18 protein-coding genes and 3 pseudogenes are annotated in these 21,785 nt (G+C 46.6%); 19 read left to right on the plus strand and 2 right to left on the minus strand.

Annotated elements, in window-relative coordinates:
- Positions 1–27 precede the first annotated feature (27 nt).
- The 9 genes and pseudogenes from traN to INE92_RS01490 form a co-directional block, all read left to right on the plus strand.
- The gene (gene traN / locus INE92_RS01450) at positions 28–873 is read left to right on the plus strand and encodes a conjugative transposon protein TraN (protein WP_005816133.1); all 846 of its coding nucleotides are present in this window, start codon (positions 28–30) and stop codon (positions 871–873) included.
- Between the two features lie 71 nt (positions 874–944).
- Complete coding sequence (locus tag INE92_RS01455) at positions 945–1,418, plus strand: hypothetical protein (RefSeq protein WP_425285375.1); 474 nt, start codon at positions 945–947, stop codon at positions 1,416–1,418.
- Between the two features lie 8 nt (positions 1,419–1,426).
- Positions 1,427–2,080, plus strand: coding sequence for an Lcl C-terminal domain-containing protein (locus INE92_RS01460; RefSeq protein ID WP_005816136.1), 654 nt, complete (start codon positions 1,427–1,429; stop codon positions 2,078–2,080).
- A gap of 66 nt (positions 2,081–2,146) precedes the next feature.
- Positions 2,147–3,055, plus strand: a complete 909-nt coding sequence (locus tag INE92_RS01465; protein ID WP_005816138.1) for a fimbrillin family protein — start codon at positions 2,147–2,149, stop codon at positions 3,053–3,055.
- An 80-nt stretch (positions 3,056–3,135) separates the two neighbouring features.
- The gene (locus INE92_RS01470) at positions 3,136–5,325 is read left to right on the plus strand and encodes a type IV secretory system conjugative DNA transfer family protein (RefSeq protein ID WP_005816140.1); all 2,190 of its coding nucleotides are present in this window, start codon (positions 3,136–3,138) and stop codon (positions 5,323–5,325) included.
- Between the two features lie 53 nt (positions 5,326–5,378).
- On the plus strand, positions 5,379–5,876 hold the full coding sequence (locus tag INE92_RS01475; protein ID WP_005816141.1) for a lysozyme family protein: 498 nt from the start codon (positions 5,379–5,381) through the stop codon (positions 5,874–5,876).
- An 88-nt stretch (positions 5,877–5,964) separates the two neighbouring features.
- On the plus strand, positions 5,965–7,173 hold the full coding sequence (locus INE92_RS01480) for a putative resistance-associated DNA invertase (protein WP_005816149.1): 1,209 nt from the start codon (positions 5,965–5,967) through the stop codon (positions 7,171–7,173).
- 505 nt (positions 7,174–7,678) lie between these two features.
- Positions 7,679–8,251 (plus strand): UpxY family transcription antiterminator, encoded by a 573-nt coding sequence (locus INE92_RS01485; protein WP_008021340.1) that lies wholly within the window; start codon positions 7,679–7,681, stop codon positions 8,249–8,251.
- Between the two features lie 98 nt (positions 8,252–8,349).
- Positions 8,350–9,006, plus strand: a pseudogene (locus tag INE92_RS01490) (MraY family glycosyltransferase); the annotation flags it as partial.
- A gap of 169 nt (positions 9,007–9,175) precedes the next feature.
- On the opposite strand, the pseudogene INE92_RS01495 reads toward INE92_RS01490, so the two are convergent.
- A pseudogene (locus INE92_RS01495) lies at positions 9,176–9,523 on the minus strand (transposase); the annotation flags it as partial.
- 68 nt (positions 9,524–9,591) lie between these two features.
- Here INE92_RS01495 and INE92_RS01500 point away from each other — a divergent pair.
- From INE92_RS01500 to INE92_RS01530, 6 genes and pseudogenes are all read left to right on the plus strand, one after another.
- Positions 9,592–9,954, plus strand: a complete 363-nt coding sequence (locus INE92_RS01500; protein ID WP_008781475.1) for a hypothetical protein — start codon at positions 9,592–9,594, stop codon at positions 9,952–9,954.
- Complete coding sequence (gene tnpB, locus INE92_RS01505; RefSeq protein ID WP_008782597.1) at positions 9,948–10,283, plus strand: IS66 family insertion sequence element accessory protein TnpB; 336 nt, start codon at positions 9,948–9,950, stop codon at positions 10,281–10,283. The genes INE92_RS01500 and tnpB overlap by 7 nt, the downstream gene beginning before the upstream one ends.
- Positions 10,284–10,355: 72 nt before the next feature.
- Complete coding sequence (tnpC, locus tag INE92_RS01510; RefSeq protein WP_032951975.1) at positions 10,356–12,149, plus strand: IS66 family transposase; 1,794 nt, start codon at positions 10,356–10,358, stop codon at positions 12,147–12,149.
- Positions 12,150–12,227: 78 nt separating this feature from the next.
- Entirely contained in the window at positions 12,228–12,746 is a 519-nt protein-coding gene (locus INE92_RS01515) for a GrpB family protein (RefSeq protein WP_211420642.1), read from the plus strand.
- A 120-nt stretch (positions 12,747–12,866) separates the two neighbouring features.
- Positions 12,867–13,601 carry a 23S rRNA (adenine(2058)-N(6))-methyltransferase Erm(G) gene (erm(G), locus tag INE92_RS01520; RefSeq protein ID WP_008021360.1) on the plus strand — a complete coding sequence of 245 codons (735 nt, stop codon included), beginning with the start codon at positions 12,867–12,869 and terminating at the stop codon, positions 13,599–13,601.
- 592 nt (positions 13,602–14,193) lie between these two features.
- Positions 14,194–14,277, plus strand: a pseudogene (locus INE92_RS01530) (class I SAM-dependent methyltransferase); the annotation flags it as partial.
- A 12-nt stretch (positions 14,278–14,289) separates the two neighbouring features.
- Here INE92_RS01530 and INE92_RS01535 read toward each other — a convergent pair.
- Complete coding sequence (locus INE92_RS01535; RefSeq protein WP_211421283.1) at positions 14,290–15,432, minus strand: ISAs1 family transposase; 1,143 nt, start codon at positions 15,430–15,432, stop codon at positions 14,290–14,292.
- Positions 15,433–15,601: 169 nt separating this feature from the next.
- On the opposite strand from INE92_RS01535, the gene INE92_RS01540 reads away from it, so the two are divergent.
- The 4 genes from INE92_RS01540 to INE92_RS01555 are packed head-to-tail and all read left to right on the plus strand — an operon-like array spanning position 15,602 to position 21,745.
- Entirely contained in the window at positions 15,602–16,108 is a 507-nt protein-coding gene (locus INE92_RS01540; RefSeq protein ID WP_443925060.1) for a class I SAM-dependent methyltransferase, read from the plus strand.
- A gap of 46 nt (positions 16,109–16,154) precedes the next feature.
- Complete coding sequence (locus INE92_RS01545; protein ID WP_005816213.1) at positions 16,155–17,276, plus strand: efflux RND transporter periplasmic adaptor subunit; 1,122 nt, start codon at positions 16,155–16,157, stop codon at positions 17,274–17,276.
- Entirely contained in the window at positions 17,273–20,386 is a 3,114-nt protein-coding gene (locus INE92_RS01550) for an efflux RND transporter permease subunit (protein WP_009291789.1), read from the plus strand. Before INE92_RS01545 ends, INE92_RS01550 begins: the two co-directional genes overlap by 4 nt.
- A complete protein-coding gene (locus INE92_RS01555; RefSeq protein WP_005816221.1) occupies positions 20,387–21,745 on the plus strand; it encodes an efflux transporter outer membrane subunit in 1,359 nt (452 codons plus the stop codon).
- Positions 21,746–21,785 lie beyond the last annotated feature (40 nt).

Raw genomic sequence — 21,785 nt, forward strand, 5'->3', positions numbered from 1 at the left:
AGTATAAACATCAAAAAATCAACTAATATGAATTGTTTTCAGAAAATGAATGTCTGTGCATTGCTTTCGCTGAGCGTGCTTTCAGCCAAGGCGCAGACCACCTACATGGAGATGGAGCAGCTGACGGTCAACGACCAAGTGACCACCGTCATCACCGCCTCCGAACCCATCCGCTTTGTCGATATATCCACAGACAAGGTGGTGGGCGACCAACCCATCAACAACACCATCCGCCTGAAGCCGAAGGACAACGTGTATGCCGACGGTGAGGTGTTGGCGATAGTGACAATCGTGACGGAACGCTACCGCACGCAGTATGCACTGCTCTATACCACGAGGATGCAGGAGGCAGTAACCGATAAGGAAATAGAATGCTCGGAGCGCAATGCCTACAACAATCCCGCTGTAAGCCTGTCCACTGCCGACATGACCAAGTATGCACGTCAGATATGGTCATCGTCTGCCAAATACCGCAACGTGGCGACGAAGATGCACCGCATGGTAATGCGCCTGAACAACATCTACAGCGTGGGCGAATATTTCTTCATCGACTTCTCCGTGGAGAACAAGACCAACATCCGCTTCGACATCGACGAGATGCGCATCAAACTATCGGACAAGAAGCAGAGCAAGGCTACCAATGCGCAGATAGTGGAACTGACCCCATCTCTTGTGTTGGACGATGCGAAGACCTTCAAGTATGGCTATCGCAACGTGATTGTGGTGAAGAAGATGACCTTCCCCAACGACAAGGTGCTGACCATCGAGCTGTCGGAAAAACAGATAAGTGGACGCACCATCTCGCTCAGCATCGACTATGAGGATGTGCTGTCTGCCGATTCGTTTAACCATATACTGTTGGAGGAGGAATAATGAGAATTAGGAATGAGGAATTAGGAGTGAGGAATTGGCTTGTGCATACCTTACTCGTTGTCATCTGTTTTATGGCAAGCATGACTCCGGCAATGGCGCAGCAGAATAGCGACCGCATATCCTTGGGGTTCGGATGCCTGTATGAGCGAGGACTGGACGTGACGCTGTCCTACGAGTATGAGACGAAGTACCACAATGCGTGGGAGTATTTTGCAAACGGATATATCAAGTGGAACGAGTGCGCATCGTGCGGTCATGTCTGTCCTGAGAGTTTTTGGAACAACTACCGCAGTTATGGTTTCGGCTTTGCCTATAAGCCCTGTGTGGCAAGAGGACGCAACCACCATGGCAACATGCGCATAGGAGCATCGGCAGGTAGCGATACTGACAGGTTCTTGGGTGGCATCCACCTCGGCTATGAGCAAAACTATACACTCAGACACGGCTGGAAGCTCTTCTGGCAGGTGAAGACCGATGTGATGATCAAGGGTGAAGACCTGTTCAGAACGGGTATTGTCCTGGGTGTGAAACTTCCTGTAAAATGACTATGCGTATGAAGAAACTGTTTTCAATCTTGGCAGTTGCGGCAACGGTGTTGCTGACTGCCTGTGACGAGCATCAGGACTTTCCCGACACAGCCATGAAGGTCACCCATATCTTGACCACTGACGGCAAGGTGATGCCCTACGAAACCTACGAGCAATCGTGCAAGCAAGCCATTGCAGTGGTGTTCAACGTCAATCAGAGGGAAGAAATGGAGGGAAACGGATATGCCGTCTATCTGTGGGACATCGCTCCCGAAGCCTTTGCTGACAGTATCGGTGTGGAACAGGACACATCCTGTGACCTCACCGCCTACGACGGCAACAAGAACACTTTTGCCCTTTATGGCACGACCGATGTGAAGTCGCCTTTGGCTGAGCGTGTCTTCGACATGTGGCGTTACGGGCAAAGTGCCTATATCCCCAGTGTGGCACAGATGCGTCTGCTCTATCATGCCAAGGACATCATCAACCCATACATCCTGAAATGCGGCGGCACACCTATCCCCGATGAGGATGATGACTGTTGGTATTGGACTTCAACGGAGGTAGAAGGACAAGCGACCGCCAAGGCATGGCTTTACTCACTGGGAAGCGGTGCCATACAGGAGACTCCCAAGTGGCAGCCGCATAAGGCGAGACCCATCATCACGATTATGGATTAGCCCATATACAGACATCGAGTATCACCCGTATCATCATCAAAGTACAACAATTAAAAAAGAAAAAGCATGAAAAAGAATTTGTTTCTAATGTTGGGACTTGGAGCCATGCTCCTCACGTCCTGTGACCAAGACATCGTCAATGAGATTTACCTGCCCGGTGGCGGAGGTTCTGTGGTCGTGACCGACAGCACATCAACCAAGCAGCTTCAGGTATTCACCAATCTGGAGATGCTGCAACCTGCCGTTTCCACACGAGCCGTTGACAACCAGTGGGAACTCAATGATATGATTGGCATCTCTTCCACAGGGATGATCAACAATATGAAGTTCACCCGAAGCGGCGGCACGAATCAGTTTGTGTCAGCCAACAAGGTGTTTTTCACGGACACAGACACTCACACCTTCAATGCCTACTATCCCTATACGGCAAATCCTACCAACGACCTCATAGAGTTCCAAGTGCCGGAGGCAGCTGTACAGAGTGAGCAGAAGGTCAATGATTTTCTGTTTGCCAGTGGAGCGGCATCATACGCCAATCCGAGCCTTACATTGAACTTCACCCATCAGATGGTGCGTGTCATCATCAAGGTCTATACCTCACCAGAATACGGTTTCACCACCAATGATTTTGCAGGAAGCCTACTCACGTTCGTCGGTTATTTTGACAGCGGTACTTTCAACATCAAGACCGGAAAGGTAGAATGCAGTGACGAGTCGGTGACGACCTATTATTTCGGCGACCCACAAAGTGACCACATGGAATATACGCTTTATGTTCCTGCACAGGTTATGCCAGACATGACATTGCAACTCAGCAATGGGGAGAACTTCGTATTCCTCACAAACGACACGTGGAAAGCGGGTCATTCCTACAGCTATTCATTGAAGCCTGTACGCAACACCTTGGAGGTCATATCTGCAACTATTTCTCCGTGGACAGTAGAGTCTGAGAAGACCATCAACGGCTACGAATAAAACTCATAAGAGGATTGGAGGGTGTCCACCGTGGCATCCTTCATCTTTTCTCATTATCACCCAACATCATCGTAAAGTAAATGGAAGAAAGCAAAGAGTTACAGGGTTTTTACAAGATATTCAGGGCGGTGATTTATGTCTCCATCCTGATGGAGTTCTTCGCCTACGCACTGGAGCCGGAGCAGTTGGACTTCTTGGGCGGCGTAGTGACGGATATCCACACTCGCATCAAGCGGTGGATGATTTACCATGACGGCAACCTCGTGTATAGCAAGGTGGCTACGTTCCTGCTGATATGTATCACCTGTGTGGGAACGCGCAACAAGAAGCATCTGGAGTTTGACGCTCGCAGGCAGGTGCTCTATCCGCTGCTGTCGGGAGTGCTGCTGATTGTGCAGTCCGTATGGCTGTTCGGTCATTCGATAATGCCCTGTTTCTATACCCTCCGTTTGAACACTTGGCTCTATATGCTCACTTCCATCGTCGGTGTCGTATTGGTGCATATCGCCCTCGACAATATCTCTAAGTTCCTGAAGGAAGGGCTGCTGAAAGACCGCTTCAACTTCGAGAATGAGAGCTTTGAGCAATGCAGGGAGTTGCAGGAGAACAAGTACAGCGTGAACATCCCTATGCGCTATTATTACAAGGGCAAGTTCCGCAAGGGATGGGTGAACATCGTCAATCCGTTCCGTGGCACATGGGTTGTGGGTACTCCTGGTTCTGGTAAGACCTTCTCCATCATCGAGCCGTTTATCAGGCAGCACAGCGAGAAGGGCTTTGCCATGGTGGTGTACGACTATAAGTTTCCCACTCTCGCCACCAAACTCTACTATCATTACTTGAAGAACAAGAATGCCAAGGACAGCAAGATGCCCCATGGCATGAAGTTCAACATCATCAACTTTGTGGATGTGGAGTATTCGCGCCGTGTGAACCCCATCCAGTTGAAGTACATCAACAACCTTGCCGCAGCGAGCGAGACCGCCGAGACCCTGCTTGAATCCCTGCAAAAAGGCAAGAAGGAAGGCGGCGGTGGCAGCGACCAGTTCTTCCAGACCTCTGCCGTCAACTTCCTTGCCGCCTGCATCTATTTCTTCTGCAACTACGGCAAGGAGCCCTACGACAAGGACGGAAAGATGCTGATTGCCGAGCGGCGTGAAGACCCAAAGACGAAAAGGCTGATACCCACAGGACGGGTGTTCGACCATTCGGGCGCGGAGGTGCAGCCCGCTTATTGGTTGGGCAAGTACAGCGACATGCCACATATCCTATCGTTCCTCAATGAGAGTTATCAGACCATCTTCGAGGTACTTCAGACCGACAACGAGGTAGCCCCCTTGCTTGGCCCGTTCCAGACTGCCTTTGCCAACAAAGCCATGGAGCAGTTGGAAGGTATGATTGGCACGCTACGTGTCTATACCTCCCGTCTCGCCACCAAGGAATCTTACTGGATATTCCACAAGGACGGCGATGACTTCGACCTGAAGGTCAGTGACCCGAAGAATCCAAGTTATCTGCTCATTGCCAACGACCCCGAGATGGAGAGCATCATCGGTGCACTGAATGCCTTGATTCTCAACCGCCTTGTAACGAGGGTGAATACAGGACAGGGCAAGAACGTTCCTGTCAGCATCATCGTCGATGAGTTGCCGACCTTGTATTTCCACAAGATAGACCGACTGATAGGCACAGCCCGAAGCAACAAGGTGAGCGTGGCACTTGGCTTTCAGGAACTTCCGCAGTTGGAAGCCGATTATGGCAAGGTGGGTATGCAGAAAATCATCACCACCGTGGGCAATGTGGTGAGCGGTTCGGCAAGAGCCAAGGAAACCCTCGAATGGCTGTCGAGTGACATCTTCGGTAAAGTAGTGCAACTCAAAAAGGGCGTGACCATCGACCGTGACAAGACCTCCATCAACCTCAATGAGAATATGGACAGCCTGGTGCCTGCAAGCAAAATCTCCGATATGCCCACAGGTTGGATATGTGGACAGACCGCCCGTGACTTCGTAGTCACCAAGACCGGGATGAACGGAAGCATGAACATCCAGGAGAGCGAGGAGTTCAAGACATCCAAGTTCTACTGCAAGACCGACTTCGATATGACGGAAATAAAGAAGGAGGAATCGGAGTATGTCCCTCTCCCTAAGTTCTATAAGTTCAAGTCGAAAGAAGAGCGAGAGCGCATCCTCTACAAGAACTTCGTTCAGGTTGGGGAGGACGTGAAAGCCATGATTAAAGAGATTCAGCAGTTCCGCACTATGATGTAGTGATATTGATTAGAGTGCGGTGAGACATCGCACCTCCTATATAAAATAATGTAATGAGAAGATACATCATCGTACTATTGAGCATGTTGGCCATCTGTAGCGTGCCCTGTCAAAGCCAAACCATTGACAGGGCACTGTTTGAACGGATGGTAGCCATTACCAAACACTTCGAGGGTTGGCACGACCCAAAGACCACACCGGGCTATGTGGGCTATGGTCACCAGCTACAGAAGGGAGAGCGTTTCCCGAAAACACTGACACGTCAGCGTGCAGATTTGCTGTTACGGACAGACCTCCTCCGGCACCTGCGCCTATATGCCCGTTATGGCAGGGATGCTTATCTGCTTGCCACCCTCTCGTACCAGATTGGACCAGCCAAGTTGTTAGGCAATGGACGATACCCGAAAGCGTCCCTGCTCACCCGATTGGAACGTGGCGACAGGGACATCCTGCCACTCTATCTGAGCTATTGCAAATGGAGGGGAAAAGCAGTGGCATCCATTAGGAAACGGAGGTGGGTGGAATATCAGCTGTTGTATGCCGAGCGGTGAGGCACCATCCCTCCTATACCTGTTTGTCTGTCACTTATATTATATATAAAGGTAATAATTGCAATTTCAATGTTAAAGTCAGAGCATTATGGCATCCATCAAATTAAAGTTCAGAACATCATCTGTTCAAGAGAAAGAGGGTCGCCTGTATTATCAGGTGATACACAATCGTGTGGCACGTCAGATCCATACAGAGTACAGAATCTATTCCTCAGAGTGGGATGCGGACCATTCAAACATCATTTTGCCAACTTCCGTCACTCCACAACGTCAAGCCTATCTTCTTTCCTTGAAAGATACATTGGATGCTGACAGGAAGAAACTGCTGTTGGTCATTGCACGGTTGGACAAGGAAGGGCAGTCATATACAGCAGACACCGTCGTTGACAACTTCCATGAGGGAAAAGAATTACATGGCATTATCGGCTATACGCTGGAGTTGAACGAAAAACTGAGACGCATCGGCAAGAAGCGGATGGTAGCAAGGTACAAAACCACCCTCAACAGCCTCCAGCGTTACCTGAAAGGAGGCGATGTGCCATTGGAGGAAGTCGATGGGACAACGATACAAGGCTATGAACAGTGGCTGAAAGACAGCGGACTGTGCCGCAACACCACCTCTTTCTACATCCGCAACCTGCGCACCATCTACAATCATGCCGTAGATGACGGACTGGTCATCTCTTCCTCACCGTTCAAGCATGTATATACCGGCATCGACAAGACCGTCAAGCGGGCACTCCCCTTGGAAATCATCAAGCAACTGAAAGAGCTGGACTTGAGTCTGAACCCCCGTTTGGAGCTTGCAAGGGATATGTTCCTGTTCAGTTTCTATACCCGTGGGATGTCGTTCATCGATATGGCACAACTTACACCAAGCAATCTGCATGGCAGTACGCTCATTTACCGCCGTCAGAAGACCTCACAACAGTTGCACATCAAATGGGAACCTGCCATGCAGGAGATAGTGGCGAAGTACAAAACAGATGATTCTCCCTACCTGCTCCCTATAGCAAAAGGAGAGGGAGCCATATTCTGGAGACAGTACAAGAATGCCTATAGCCGTATCACCAAGCAGTTGAAGAAAATCGGAGAAATGATAGGCCTGTCCGTACCCCTGACCACCTACGTAGCCCGCCACTCCTGGGCAAGCATAGCCAAGAGCAAGAACGTGCCCGTATCTACTATCAGCGAGGCATTGGGGCATGACTCCGAGAAAACCACACAGATATACCTCTCCTCATTGGACACCTCTGTCGTTGACAACGCCAACAATCTCATCATCAATTCTCTTTAGGAGGTGCAGCGTCTCACTGCACCTTTATTTCAATATTTATAACTATTGTATTGCGGTGTGATACCGCAACTATAATAAAAAAGTCGGGGATTGTTGAGCAAAAAGGTGTTTCTCTCTTTAAGAGAAACTCTTCGGGATGCAAAAATATGAAAATAACTCCAATTCACCAAATTATATAGCGACTTTTTTACAAAAATGCTAAAATTTGTTGATTTCCGTCAAGCAATTGTTGAGCAAATATGTCTTTTACGATAAAATGATACCTCAATATCAACTGTTTAGCAAAACGATATTTCTCTTAAAGAGAGAAACATCTTTTGCATACCTTTTCCGACCGAATTTTTATGTCGTAAAGAGGGGCTTTGCAGGGGGTGGACTCAGAAAGATGAGAATAGATGACTATTGTAGTTGAAACACATAGAAAGTTGCTGATATACAGACCGATACGCATATCGGGATGAACCATGAGTACGTTCTTTTCTCAAAAAACACATGTCAAAACAGTATGGTGAATGTATTGGACAAGGATAAGATACTGTGGTATGTCATGCGGGCCTACAAGAACGAGAATACTGCCGAAGATCGGCTCTCTAATGAAACGTATGGCTTAGAGTATTTCATACCCAAGCAGAAAGTCCTTCGCACTGTCAAGGGCAAGAAAGTCTTTTTCATGGTACCCGTCATCCATAGTCTGGTGTTTGTGCATGCAAGTCATCAGAAGATTGTTGATTTCAAACACAATTATTATTACGACCTACAGTTTGTCACATGGAAAAGTGGCGGAGAACTTGTCTATCTGACTGTACCTGATGAAGACATGACCAACTTCATCAAGGTGTGCAAGCAGGCAGATGAAGAGGTACACTTCTACAAAATCAGCGAAATCAACAAGGAAAAAGATAAAATCAACATTGAAAAAGGTAAAAGAGTAAGGGTACATGGCGGACCGTTCGACCAGGTGGAGGGCTACTTCATAAAAGTGGCAAAAAAGAGAGGTCGGCAGCTTGTCGTCATTATTCCCGACCTACTGGCGGTTTCAGCTGAGGTGAAGCCGGAATATATTCAAATCATAGACTGAGATTATGGAAACACGAATTACCCCCCCCGAATTGATTGATACAGAGGGATTAGTACAGGACAGACCGACACAAACGGCCTATTAAAGTTAGATAGAGAATGAGTTTAATTTGGATTGTCAACATCCTGTCGGTATTCTTCCTGTGCGTGTTTTTCGCAGGAATCGTGATACCGCAGATTCTGCTCATCGCCTTCCGCAGGCGACTGTTCGACGAGCCGGACGAGCGGAAGATACATCAGTGTGTAGTGCCTCGCCTTGGCGGTATGGCCTTCAAGCCCGTAGTGTTCTTCTCCTTTGTCCTGCTTTTGGCGGTCAATGTCTCAACCGGACATGATGAGCTGCTTAAGGAAATAGGCGCAGAAGCGTTGCCATTGGCATACGCCTTCTGCGCCATCATCATGTTGTACCTTGTCGGCATTGCCGATGACCTTATCGGTGTGCGCTACCGTGCCAAGTTCTTTATCCAGATAGTCTGCGGCATCATGCTGGTGGCTGGCGGAGTGGAACTGTCCGACCTTCACGGAATGCTGTTCATCCATTCCATGCCGTCGTGGATTAGCATCCCTCTCACCGTTTTCGTTACGGTTTTCATCATCAATGCCATCAACCTCATCGACGGCATCGACGGACTGGCCTCTGGGCTGTGCAGCATTGCCTTCCTGTTCTACGGGATGACCTTCATCTGGTTCCACCAGTATCTCTATGCCATGCTTGCCTTCGCTACTTTGGGCGTACTCATACCATTTTATTATTACCCTAAAATCCGCAAGCAATCTCAATGGCAATCTCAATTGCAGTAAAGAGCTTGAACACTATTCATCATGATAGTATGAGCGTGAATTTTGTCCGATTTGTGCATACCTTCCCCTTACCCCACAATGCGACTTGAGGCAATACGCAGATTAAAACCATAAGGAACGGACTTTATCCGAATCCAGTTTTGAAGGGTTTTGCATAAGCTCGGTTCTCTGTGTAGATATTCAGCACGTATTGCCTTGCAGTCAAGATCCACTTGGCAGGTACGGAGATGAATCTGAAGACAAAAGCCTTTATGCGACTCGTTTCCTTGAGCCCGAAAGCCTTGGTGTCAAGCTTGCTAATGATGGTCTTATAGAAATTGTGTATCAATGCCGTAAGCAGAAGGAATACGGTGTTCTCTGACATGAACGACTTGGGGAGCCTGTTCCAGCCGAATCCGTTGTTCATATCATCGAATATACGCTCTTTGCCCCCACGCTTGTTGTAAAATTCGACGATGTCTCTTGTTGATGAGTAAGCAGTCAAAAATTGGCTCATAATTGAAATCTCTATCTTCGCTGCGAACAAAAATTTTAGGATTTATGTATAGCAGTGAAGATCTTGAAAGGTTTTACTTTCAGTACCAGACCGAGGCTTTGCCTCATGGAGAATCTCTCCAATCGTTTTGTGTTAAGAACAAAGTTCCTTATAACATCTTTCAGAAATGGTACAGGGATACCCGGAAAAAAGTAGTTGAAGTCCAGGTTGATGGTGCTCCTGTAATCGGTCATGAGGAACAATCCGGTGCCATTGATCAACCTCAACCGGTATCACCAGGCAGAACTGATCACCCTGTTCGTATTTGGGTTGAGATTCGTATCAGCAATGGCTTGCATTTGTTCCAAAAGAATTTAAGCTACCCGGATTTGGTTCGTATGGTAGAGAAACTGGAGGGGTTATGCTGAGTGTTACCGGTCTGAATCATTTTTATTATGTCCGTGATTTCACCGATATGCGTTGTAAGCACAGCCGTGTGTTGTCTATCATTCGTGAACGGCTTCACCGGGAACCCAGAGATGGGGATGTCTTTATAGTCATGTCTCGCAATCGCAGAATAGTCCGTATGTTTTCATTTGATAATCGTTCATATAGTCTGTTTGAAAAGAAGTTTGTTGCCGGTTATCAGTTCATGAAAGTTGAGCGAAATGGGGCAGATACTGTTTATCGGATTGCCTGGAAGGACGTGGTTTTGATTCTTGAGAATCCTATAGTTAAAACATTAAAAATCAGATAATCAATCTATTTATCCACTTGCGGTTTTGCGATTATTTTATTACCTTTAATGCTGTAAGTCAAAGGTTTAAGTATGATCGATCTGCAAGATATAATTACAACAAAACGAGAGTTGTTGAGTCGGGAAACCTACTCACGCAACCCTATAAATTATAGTGCAGGTATGGCAGAGGATCAGAAAGACCGATACATACAATACCTTGCTGAGCAAAATCAGGATCTCAGGTTGACAGGTGATGCCATGAGGCTTGTTTTGGAGGATTTTATGGCTCAGATGAAAGAACTGAAGGATCAGATGTCATCCATGCAATCGAAACATGTTGACCTTGAGAATCGGTTGTCAGAAGAGCATAAACTTCGCAAATCGGCTGAACGTAAGATAAAATCACTTCAGGAAAAACTTGATTACGCCAATCAGGAACGTTTTGGTGATAGACGTCAAAAGATACAATCTAAAGCTAAAACAAGTGATTCAGACCGCCGGAAGGAGAAGGATGATTATGATGGAACCGATGATACGCTTCGCACGGATTCGGTTGGTCATGTTCCATCCCAAGAGTTAAAAGAGCCTTCCGGGAAAGACCGTGACTTGTCCAATCGCCCTGACGGTTATAAAACGATGGGGGTAGCCGGAGAAGCGACAGAGCATCCTTCCGATTTGACAAAGGTTCCCGGTCGGATCATTGAAAGGAGAATGGTACGGGTGTTCAGTTTCCGTACTTTCCTTACGGAAGAATGTTTTGAGATGGTTCATTATGCAGAGCCTGGTAAAAAGCCGAAGTGGGGCTATTTCCCTTCTGAAGGCCATCCGGATGTAGTAACCAGTTTTGAAGGCACTAGGGCCACTCCTGAATTTCTGCAGGCTATCGCCTATGAAGTTTATGTAAAGAATGTGACTTTTGGTCTTCTTCACCAATGGCTGACAGATATGGGCATGACCATTTCTAAAAACACGTTGCGCAACTGGCTTAAGAAAGGTAAGACATACCTGGACGAACTGGTTTGTGTATTGAAGTCTATAGCTTTGGAAAAAGATTCGATTGTGAACTGCGACGAGACCTGGTGTAAAGTGCGTAAATACGATCACTATAAGAAGTGCTACATTTGGGTTCTGGTCAACAAGGCCCGGAAAACAGCCATTTTCTTCTATGAGAATGGCTCGCGTGGTCGTGATGTACTTACAGACTTTTTGGGCGATGCAGAATTGAAGAGTATAATGTCCGACGGATACAATGCTTATGTATTTATCGGCAATGAGCTGAAATCAGCCCGGTTTAAAGATACTGTCCACCAGGTTTGTATGTCTCATGCCAAGAACAAGTTTGTCAAGGCTTCCAATCAGGGTGGTGAACCGACTGCAGAACGCTTTTCCGAAATTTTAAAGGAGTTCTTTATGAGGGAGCGTAAATACGATGATGCCGGATTAACTCCCAAGGAAAGGTTTCAAGAAAGGCAAAGCTTGGAAACGAAGGAACTCCTAATAGAGCTGCGCAGTTTGTTAGATAGTGAACAGTCAAAGGATTCAGAATTTAGAAGCCGGTATTATAAAGAAGCTCTCAATTATCTGAACCGGTTCTGGAAAGAGATCTTTGCTTACCTGGATGATGGTGAATTACCGATAGACAACAACCTGGCTGAGCGAACCATTCGAAAGCTGACCACTCAACGCAACAATTCACTTCATTATGGTAGTGATGCCGGTGCAGAGATGGCAGCAACTTATCACAGTGTGATAGGAACGGTAAAGCTTCATGGCAGTTCTATCTGGAACTTCATCGGAACTTTTTTCAAAAATATCTTTAACGGGTGCAGGGATTATGTTAACATGGTTCCTGACAAAATCACTTTGGCTGCCAGCCAATGTTAAATTCAAAACTAATTAATTAACAAAACTCGGTTTAGGGCACTGAAAAGTGCCCTTTCGAAGGGGGATGCCCTAAATTGAGTGCTTACCGACCCCTTTTGGGAAGTAGAGTATGAAAATGAATCACAGAAGATAAAGAATATATTGAAGGATATATTGGTGGAGGTTTACCATATTGGCAGTACAGCAGTCAAAGGGTTAGCCGCTAAATCAATCATTGATATAATGCCCGTAGTGACAAATATTAGTTTGGTTGATAAGCATAACAAAGAATTTGTAGCGATTGGTTATGAGTGTATGGGTGAGTTTGGTATTGAAGGACGTAGATATTTCCGCAAAGGCGGCGATAACAGGACACACCAGATTCATATTTTTGAGCAAAGCAATCACAAAGATATTAATAGGCATATAGCAGTAAGGGACTTTCTGCGTACACATCCAGACATCGCTTTAGAGTATGGTGAATTAAAGATGGAGCTGGCTTATCGATTCTCGGAGGATATTGAAGGCTACTGCACTGGTAAGGATGCATTTGTAAAGCAACTAGAAAAGGATGCTTTGCTATGGTATCAAAATAATGAATCATATAAAACACGATAGAAAATATATAAAAGTATGAAAGAGAGGTGTATCCTATGATAGGACCAGATAAGAAAAAACTATATCCAAATGAAAACATAAAAACTGTTTGTTAATGAAATAAATTAAGGAGGGGTTATAATGAACAAAGTAAATATAAAAGATAGTCAAAATTTTATTACTTCAAAATATCACATAGAAAAAATAATGAATTGCATAAGTTTAGATGAAAAAGATAACATCTTTGAAATAGGTGCAGGGAAAGGTCATTTTACTGCTGAATTGGTAAAGAGATGTAATTTTGTTACGGCGATAGAAATTGATTCTAAATTATGTGAGGTAACTCGTAATAAGCTCTTAAATTATCCTAACTATCAAATAGTAAATGATGATATACTAAAATTTACATTTCCTAGCCACAATCCATATAAAATATTTGGCAGCATACCTTACAACATAAGCACAAATATAATTCGAAAAATTGTTTTTGAAAGTTCAGCCACAATAAGTTATTTAATAGTAGAATATGGTTTTGCTAAAATGTTATTAGATACAAACAGATCACTAGCATTGCTGTTAATGGCAGAGGTAGATATTTCTATATTAGCAAAAATTCCCAGGTATTATTTCCATCCAAAACCTAAAGTGGATAGCGCATTAATTGTATTAAAAAGAAAGCCAGCAAAAATGGCATTTAAAGAGAGAAAAAAATATGAAACTTTTGTAATGAAATGGGTTAACAAAGAGTATGAAAAACTGTTTACAAAAAATCAATTTAATAAAGCTTTAAAATATGCGAGAATATATGATATAAACAATATTAGTTTCGAACAATTTGTATCGCTATTTAATAGTTATAAAATATTTAACGGCTAAAAACAATAGGCCACATGCAACTGTAAATGTTTAGTTATAGGTAGGGTAGCATTAGTTAAAATGCTATTCTGCCTTTTAAAAGTATGGTATACATTCCTGAGAGAGATTGGATATGTTCCCGTATACCGATAGTGCCAAAAGCGAAGTGGATATGTTTCCGAGAACGGACGTACTCAAATGACATTCATTCTGTCCTCTCCAGCCACGTGGAAAGTTTAGTTTGTCTGACGAAGCAGACAAACTAAAGCGATATAAATCCTCACGGATTTGCGATATACGCTACATTTCATTCGCGTGCGATATGCCTCTGGCGCGATATGTGCCTTCGGCACGTGAGCGCACTGCGTGCGCATAGGGGCGCGGGAATTTATGTTCGCGTACTTTCCACCACGTTCGAATAGGCGAAAAGAAAGCTATAAAACTGCTTGAAACTTTTTAATATAAACCTGAAAAATACGCCAAAGGGTTAATCATATTTTTGAATTACTCGGTCTTTCACTTTTTGAATGCTATGATATGACCGGGAAGCCTTATAAAGAAGTGAAGAAAATTGCAACGGAGATAAATAACTTTTTAAACAAGGGGAATTCAGATGAAAGAAAACAAATATGATGATAATATATTTTTTCAAAAATACAGTCAAATGAGTCGCTCACAGCAGGGACTAGCCGGTGCCAGGGCGGACGCATCAAAATGCGTTCGCCTCCAAAAGTTTTGACAGGTAATTTTCGTCCCAGCCAGCTTTCATTCTTTTTAAGTTGAGACTTCCCTTGATCGTTTTATCCTTTTTAAGGATGGACAAAGCAATCTTAGTAATAGTAGAGAAGTTCCTTGCTGCATTTTTCACCTTTCTACTTTCGTCTTCTCTAAAGGTAAAGTCTAATTGCCAGTGCAAATTATTCTCTATTCCCCAGTGCTTTCTTATTGCATTGGCGATTCCCTCAGGCCTTTCATTTCCTAGGGAAGTTACGTAGTACCTGTTTTCCTCGGAAGTTTCACCTGTTGAAACGATAGTTCTTCGTGACAGAATGCCAACAATAGATTTTAGCCCTTCAAATTTGTTCTTGAACATTTTTTGAGTAGTGCTGCCATAACTCACCACTATACATTTCCTTTCTTCTAATCTGCCATGCCCTCTGTCAAAGGAAGTATGCTTTGAAACTATACCCTGATAGTCACGATCAGTGTATTCGGCTATGATATCCTTTGCAAAATCATAGCTTGTCTTTTGATTTTTCTTCAATGCAATAATATAATCTCCGTTTCCCTCTCTTATTTTCTTGGTTATAGAGGTTTGGCATCCCATGGCATCAATCGTTACAATGGTGTCTTTTAAGTCTATTGCGCTAAGCAACTTTGGTACAACGGTGATTTCGTTAGTCTTGTCGCCCACCTTCTCTTGAGCCAGAGAGATATTGTTATCAGAAGACCATGCCGACACAATCCACATGCGAAAATCATCTTTGCCCAATGTGTGCTCTGAATCGCATTTGCTGGAGCCACGCATTAACTTGCCGTCAATGGCTACTATGCCTTTGACCTCGCCAACAATTTCCTTGACCCAATCGCGAAAAATTTGTTCAAAGCCCTTTGGGTCAAATATAGAGAAGAAACGATTGAAGGTGTCATGGCTTGGAATGTGCTCCAAACCTACCAAACGAGATTTGAAGAACTCCTTCTTAGTTCTTCCAAACTCAGCAATATCATCCCATGTTTGACATCCAGCCAGTACTGCTGCTATGGTAATATAGATAATATGTTCCATTTTATGAACAGTTCGTCCAGTGACTCTTGGGTCTGGAATTTGTTTAGATAATTTAATTATGCTCATTTTGTAACTTTTAAGTGTTTAATTATTCTTTACAAAGATACAAAATATTTTTGGCATAAGCAAATATAAATAGTTAATATTCAATAAGATACAACATTAATATCTATATGTTAAAAGGTAAAAAGTTTGATGCGTTTACCCTGTAGCCGGTGCAGGAGAATGGGAAACATTGAGAAAGCTGCTGCCGGATTTTAAAGATAAGCGTGTGCTTGATTTAGGATGCGGCTATGGATGGCACTGTATTTATGCGATGGAACACGGTGCTTCTTCTGTTGTAGGTGTTGATATTTCTCATAAAATGCTCGAGGTAGCCAAAGAAAAAACACATTTTCCACAGGTTGAATATAAATGCTGTGCTATAGAAGATGTGGAATTCCCAGAGGAGAGTTTTGATGTAATATTAAGTTCACTTGCGTTTCACTATGTAGCAGATTATGAGATTTTAGTAAAAAAGATATATAGAATACTGAAGTCTGGTGGTAAGCTAGTTTTTACGGTTGAACATCCTGTTTTTACTGCCTATGGAACACAAGACTGGCATTATATTTGTACCTTTGCCATGCCTTGTTACGATTTTCGCTTGTTTTCTAATTGCAACACTAAGATAAGTGAAAAATCTGACACGGCAAAATCCTGGGCAACTTTTTGTTGCTCAGGAACTTATAAATTAATTTAAATCAAAGTGTTGCGGAATTAAGGTTAATACAAAACAAGAAGAAAATATGAACAAGCAATTCATTATCACGAATTTCGCCGCATTTGCTCTCATGCTGTTCCTGCCGACCGGATGCAGGCAGGCGGACGGCAAGCAGGATGCGGTGCAGAGTTATCGGGTCATAAAGGTCGCGGCAAGTCCGGTGGAAATCTCCGAGTCCTATTCCGCCGCCATACGCGGACGGCAGGATGTGGACATCCTGCCGCAAATATCCGGGCGCATTATCCGTCTGAAAGTGAAAGAGGGTGAACGGGTGAAGACCGGTCAAGTATTGGCTGTAATTGACCAAGTGCCCTATCGGGCGGCATTACGCACGGCGCAGGCCAATGTCAGCGCGGCACAGGCAAAAGTGGAAACGGCAAGAATCGAGCTGCGGGGCAAGCAGGCATTGTTTGACGAGAAGGTCATATCCGACTACGAGCTTTCTCTCGCCCGGAACCAACTGGCAGTGGCGTGTGCTGAGCTCGAACAGGCAAAGGCACAAGAATCGGATGCACGCAACAATCTCTCCTATACGGAAATCAAAAGCCCGAGCAACGGAGTAGTAGGCACATTGCCCTATCGCATCGGTGCGCTTGTCGGTCCCAATATGGCACAGCCTTTCACGGTCGTGTCCGACAATGCGGAGATGTATGCCTATTTCTCCATTTCGGAGAATATGCTACGGCGATATTTGGCTCGCTATGGCTCGATTGACAGCATGATAGCCGGGATGCCGGAAGTGGGCCTGCAACTCAACGACGGCAGCCTGTACAAGGCGAAAGGACGTATTGAAACCGTAAGCGGCGTGGTGGATCCTGTTACCGGAACGGTACAAATCAAAGCCCTGTTCCCCAATCCCGACCGCGAACTGTTGAGTGGCAGCATCGGCAATGTCATCCTTCAAAACCCGAAAACGGAGGCCGTAACCATTCCCATGACCGCCACCGTGGAACTGCAGGACAAGATTATCGCTTACCGTCTGAAAAACGGACAGGCGGAAGCCGCCTATCTCACGGTGGACCGCCTGAACGACGGCAACCGGTTTATCGTAAAAGAAGGTCTTTCGGTCGGTGACACCATTGTCGCCGAAGGCGTGGGACTGGTGAGAGAAGGCATGAGCATAACCCCTAAAAACGAAACGAAATGAACCTGCGATTTTTTATAGACCGCCCGGTGTTTTCGGGCGTTATCTCGGTGGTGATTGTACTGTTGGGCATGATTTCCATGTTTTCCTTGCCGGTGGAACAATACCCCGACATCGCACCTCCGACCATCAACGTATTCGCAACTTATCCTGGAGCAAACGCTGAAACTGTGCAGAAGGCAGTGATAACCCCTCTGGAAGAAGCCATCAACGGCGTGGAAGACATGACCTATATGACTTCCACGGCATCGAATACGGGCGATGCTTCCATCAACATCTATTTCAAGCAGGGAACCAACGCGGACATGGCGGCGGTAAACGTGCAGAACCGCGTGAACGGCGCGCTGAGCCAGCTTCCGGCGGAAGCCACCAAGACCGGTGTCACCACTGAAAAGCAGCAGAATGCCGAACTGATGACTTTCGCGCTCTATTCGCCCGATGACCGCTTCGACCAGACCTTCCTGAACAATTACGTGAAAATCAATGTCGAGCCGAGGCTGAAACGTATCAGCGGCGTGGGAAAGGCACAGATGTTCGGTTCCAACTACAGCATGCGACTTTGGCTGCGTCCCGACAAGATGGCGCAATACGGGCTTATCCCCGATGACATATCCACCGTACTCGCACGACAGAACATCGAGGCCGCCACCGGCTCCTTCGGTGCCAATCATCCTACCGCCAATGAATACACGATGAAATACCGCGGACGCTTGTCCGGCGCGGAAGAGTTCGGTGAGTTGGTCATCAAGTCACTGCCGGGCGGCAATGTGCTTCGGCTGAAGGAGGTTGCCGATGTGGAACTGGGCGATGAATACTACAACTATTCCTCCGAAGTGAACGGGCATCCGGCAGCCATGATGCTCATCAACCAGAAAGCCGGGTCCAATGCTTCAAGCACCATCAAGGAGATTCACGAAGTGCTTGACGACCTCAGCCGGGACTTGCCCGAAGGGACGGAATTCGTGGTGCTTACCGATACCAACAAGTTCCTGTATGCTTCCATCAATTCTGTTATCCGGACACTTATTGAAGCGATACTTCTGGTTATCGTGGTGGTATATGTATTTTTGCAAGATATTAAGTCCACGCTTATTCCTACGATATCCATTTTCGTCTCCATTATCGGTACGTTCGCCGTGATGTCCATGATCGGCTTCTCCGTCAACCTGCTCACCCTGTTCGCGCTTGTGCTTGCCATCGGAACTGTGGTCGATGATGCCATTGTGGTGGTGGAAGCGGTGCAGGCGAAGTTCGACGAGGGCTATCAGTCTGCGGTTCTCGCGGCTGATGATGCCATGAAAGGCGTTTCGTCGGCTATCCTGACCTCTACCATCATCTTTATGGCAGTGTTTTTCCCCGTTGCCATGATGGGCGGGACTTCGGGAGCGTTCTACACGCAGTTCGGTATCACGATGGCTGTTGCCGTGGGAATCTCGGCAGTCAATGCCTTCACACTCTCACCGGCACTTTGCGCGCTGCTGCTGAAACCCTATATCGATGAGCAGGGCAACACCAAGAACAATTTTGCAGCCCGTTTCCGTAAAGCGTTCAATGCCGTCTTCGACCGTCTGAGCCGACGCTATGTACGTGGAGTGATGTTCATTATCCATCGCCGATGGCTGTTGTGGAGCATCATAGGCATTTCTTTCGGGTTGCTGGTGCTGCTGGTCAATGTCACAAAGACGGGACTTATTCCCGAAGAGGACACCGGGACGGTCATGGTGAGCATGAACACGAAGCCCGGCACATCCATGGCTCAGACAAGTAAGGTGATGGAGCGTATCAACAGCCGTCTCGACAGCATCGGCGAGATTGAATACAGCGGTGCGGTCGCCGGTTTCTCTTTCAGCGGTTCCGGTCCCTCGCAGGCGATGTATTTCGTGACACTCAAAGACTGGGAGCAGCGTAAGGGAGAGGGGCAGTCGGTCAATGATGTCATCGGAAAGATTTATGCCGCCACTTCGGATATTCCCGATGCCACGGTGTTCGCCATGTCGCCTCCGATGATTGCCGGGTACGGCATGGGAAACGGTTTCGAGCTTTATTTGCAGGACAAGGCGGGCGGAAACATCGCCGCCTTCAAGGAAGAGGCAGACAAGTTTGTCGAAGCCTTGTCGCAGCGACCCGAAATCGGCGAAGTCTATTCCTCCTTTGCCACGGATTATCCGCAATACTGGGTGGATATCGATGCCGCCAAATGCGAACAGTCGGGTGTGTCGCCCGCAGATGTGCTTTCCACATTGTCGGGCTATTATACCGGACAATATGTTTCCGACTTCAACCGGTTCTCCAAGCTCTACCATGTGACCATGCAGGCTCCGGCGGAATATCGTGTGAATGCGGAATCCCTGCACCACATGTATGTGCGTGCCACCGATGGCGGCATGTCGCCTTTGAGCCGGTTCGTGCGCCTGACCAAGACCAACGGCCCGTCAGACCTCACCCGTTTCAACCTGTTCAACGCCATCTCGATTAGCGGGTCTCCGGCTCAGGGCTACAGTTCGGGGCAGGTGCTCGAAGCCATCGGCGAGACGGCACGTGAAGTGCTTCCGTCAAATTACACATACGAGTTTGGCGGCATTTCGCGTGAGGAAAGCAAGACGACCAACAATGCCACGCTTATATTCCTGCTCTGCATGGTTCTGGTCTATCTGATTCTGTGCGCCTTGTATGAGAGCGTGTTCATACCCTTCGCGGTTCTGTTGTCGGTGCCTTGCGGACTGATGGGCAGTTTCCTGTTTGCGTGGCTCTTCGGTCTGGAGAACAACATCTACATGCAGACCGGACTTATCATGATTATAGGCCTGCTTGCCAAGACAGCGATCCTGCTTACCGAATACGCCGGTAAACGGCGGTCGGAAGGCATGACGCTGGCACAGGCGGCATACAGTGCGGCAAAAGTCCGCCTGCGCCCCATATTGATGACTGTGTTGTCCATGGTGTTCGGTCTTGTCCCGCTGATGATGGCGCACGGAGTGGGTGCCAACGGCAGCCGTTCGCTTGCCACAGGTGTAATCGGTGGAATGATTGTAGGTACTTTGGCTCTGTTGTTCCTTGTGCCGTCATTGTTTATTGTATTCCAATATATCCAAGAACGTGTTAAGCATAATTAAATGAAGAAGACAGTAATATATATCATATTGTCGGGATGGATGCTTGCCGGCTGTGGCACATACAGCCGGTATCATCGCCCTGACCTCTCAACGGAGAATCTGTATCGGGACATGCCGGCGGACATTGATACAATGACCATCGCGTCCCTGTCGTGGCGGGAAATGTTTACCGACCCGAAACTCCAGTCCTTGATTGAAACCGGACTTGAACGGAACGCAGACCTCAATGTGGCACGGTTACGCGTGGAAGCGGCAGAAGCCGTCCTGATGACTGCCAGACTATCATATCTTCCATCACTGGGACTGACTGCCGAAGGTAATGCCAATAAACATGACGGAGCAACGGCAAAGACATATAATGTGGGAGCGTCGGCAAGCTGGGAACTGGACATCTTCGGCAAACTTACGGCGGCAAAGCGTGGCGCAGCCGCCGCATTACAAGGAAGCCGTGCCTACCGGCAGGCCGTACAGACACAGCTTGTCGCCACTATTGCAGACAGTTACTACACCCTTGCCATGCTTGACGCACAAATGACAATAAGTAACCGGACTTTGGAGAACTGGCGGACTACCGTACGCACTCTTGAAGCGTTGAAAAAAGTGGGGAAATCAAACGAGGCTGGCGTATTGCAGGCAAAGGCGAACGTGATGCGACTCGAAGCATCCCTGTTATCCATACGCAAGAGTATTTCCGAAACAGAAAACGCCCTGTCTGCGATACTTGCCATGCCGTCACACTCGATTGGACGAAGTGATCTGGCCGAGGCTGCTTTCCCCGATACTGTCTCGATCGGAGTCCCTTTGCAACTGCTTTCCAACCGTCCCGACGTGCGTCAGGCTGAAATGGAACTGGCGCAAGCATTCTACGCCACCAATGCGGCCCGTGCCGCCTTCTATCCCAATATTACCCTCTCGGGAATTCTTGGATGGACTAATAACGGCGGTGGCGTAATCGTAAATCCCGGACAATGGTTACTTAATGCCATCGGTTCCCTGACACAGCCGTTATTCAACCGGGGCGTAAACATCGCCAACTTGAAGATAGCCAAAAGCCGTCAGGAAGAAGCCAAACTGTTGTTCCGGCAATCATTACTGAACGCAGGAAAGGAAGTGAACGATGCTCTGACCGCATGGCAGACGGCAAAATCGCAAATTGAAATCAATGCTCGGCAGGTTGAAACATTATGCGACGCTGTGCGAAAGACAGAATCGCTGATGCGTCATTCCAATACCACCTATCTGGAAGTGCTGACCGCCAAACAGTCTCTTCTCGAAGCGGAAGTGCAACAGTTACAAACTCGTTTTGAACGCATACAAAGTATAATTAAACTTTACCATGCGTTGGGAGGAGGAATGTAACTTTACAAGAATTATAACCTAATACTGAACCATGTTGTGT

This window comes from Bacteroides xylanisolvens, from assembly GCF_018289135.1.
GTDB classification, from domain to species: Bacteria; Bacteroidota; Bacteroidia; order Bacteroidales; family Bacteroidaceae; genus Bacteroides; species Bacteroides xylanisolvens.

Excerpts from the sequence above, each read along its gene's own strand:
- INE92_RS01545 (WP_005816213.1), top strand. The coding sequence starts at position 16,155 with ATGAACAAGCAATTCATTATCACGAATTTCGCCGCATTTGCTCTCATG.
- traN (WP_005816133.1), top strand. The coding sequence starts at position 28 with ATGAATTGTTTTCAGAAAATGAATGTCTGTGCATTGCTTTCGCTGAGC.
- INE92_RS01455 (WP_425285375.1), top strand. The coding sequence starts at position 945 with ATGGCAAGCATGACTCCGGCAATGGCGCAGCAGAATAGCGACCGCATA.
- INE92_RS01550 (WP_009291789.1), top strand. The coding sequence starts at position 17,273 with ATGAACCTGCGATTTTTTATAGACCGCCCGGTGTTTTCGGGCGTTATC.
- INE92_RS01535 (WP_211421283.1), bottom strand. The coding sequence starts at position 15,432 with ATGAGCATAATTAAATTATCTAAACAAATTCCAGACCCAAGAGTCACT.
- INE92_RS01465 (WP_005816138.1), top strand. The coding sequence starts at position 2,147 with ATGAAAAAGAATTTGTTTCTAATGTTGGGACTTGGAGCCATGCTCCTC.
- INE92_RS01475 (WP_005816141.1), top strand. The coding sequence starts at position 5,379 with ATGAGAAGATACATCATCGTACTATTGAGCATGTTGGCCATCTGTAGC.
- INE92_RS01470 (WP_005816140.1), top strand. The coding sequence starts at position 3,136 with ATGGAAGAAAGCAAAGAGTTACAGGGTTTTTACAAGATATTCAGGGCG.
- INE92_RS01460 (WP_005816136.1), top strand. The coding sequence starts at position 1,427 with ATGAAGAAACTGTTTTCAATCTTGGCAGTTGCGGCAACGGTGTTGCTG.
- INE92_RS01555 (WP_005816221.1), top strand. The coding sequence starts at position 20,387 with ATGAAGAAGACAGTAATATATATCATATTGTCGGGATGGATGCTTGCC.
- tnpC (WP_032951975.1), top strand. The coding sequence starts at position 10,356 with ATGATCGATCTGCAAGATATAATTACAACAAAACGAGAGTTGTTGAGT.
- INE92_RS01485 (WP_008021340.1), top strand. The coding sequence starts at position 7,679 with ATGGTGAATGTATTGGACAAGGATAAGATACTGTGGTATGTCATGCGG.
- INE92_RS01480 (WP_005816149.1), top strand. The coding sequence starts at position 5,965 with ATGGCATCCATCAAATTAAAGTTCAGAACATCATCTGTTCAAGAGAAA.
- INE92_RS01500 (WP_008781475.1), top strand. The coding sequence starts at position 9,592 with ATGTATAGCAGTGAAGATCTTGAAAGGTTTTACTTTCAGTACCAGACC.
- tnpB (WP_008782597.1), top strand. The coding sequence starts at position 9,948 with ATGCTGAGTGTTACCGGTCTGAATCATTTTTATTATGTCCGTGATTTC.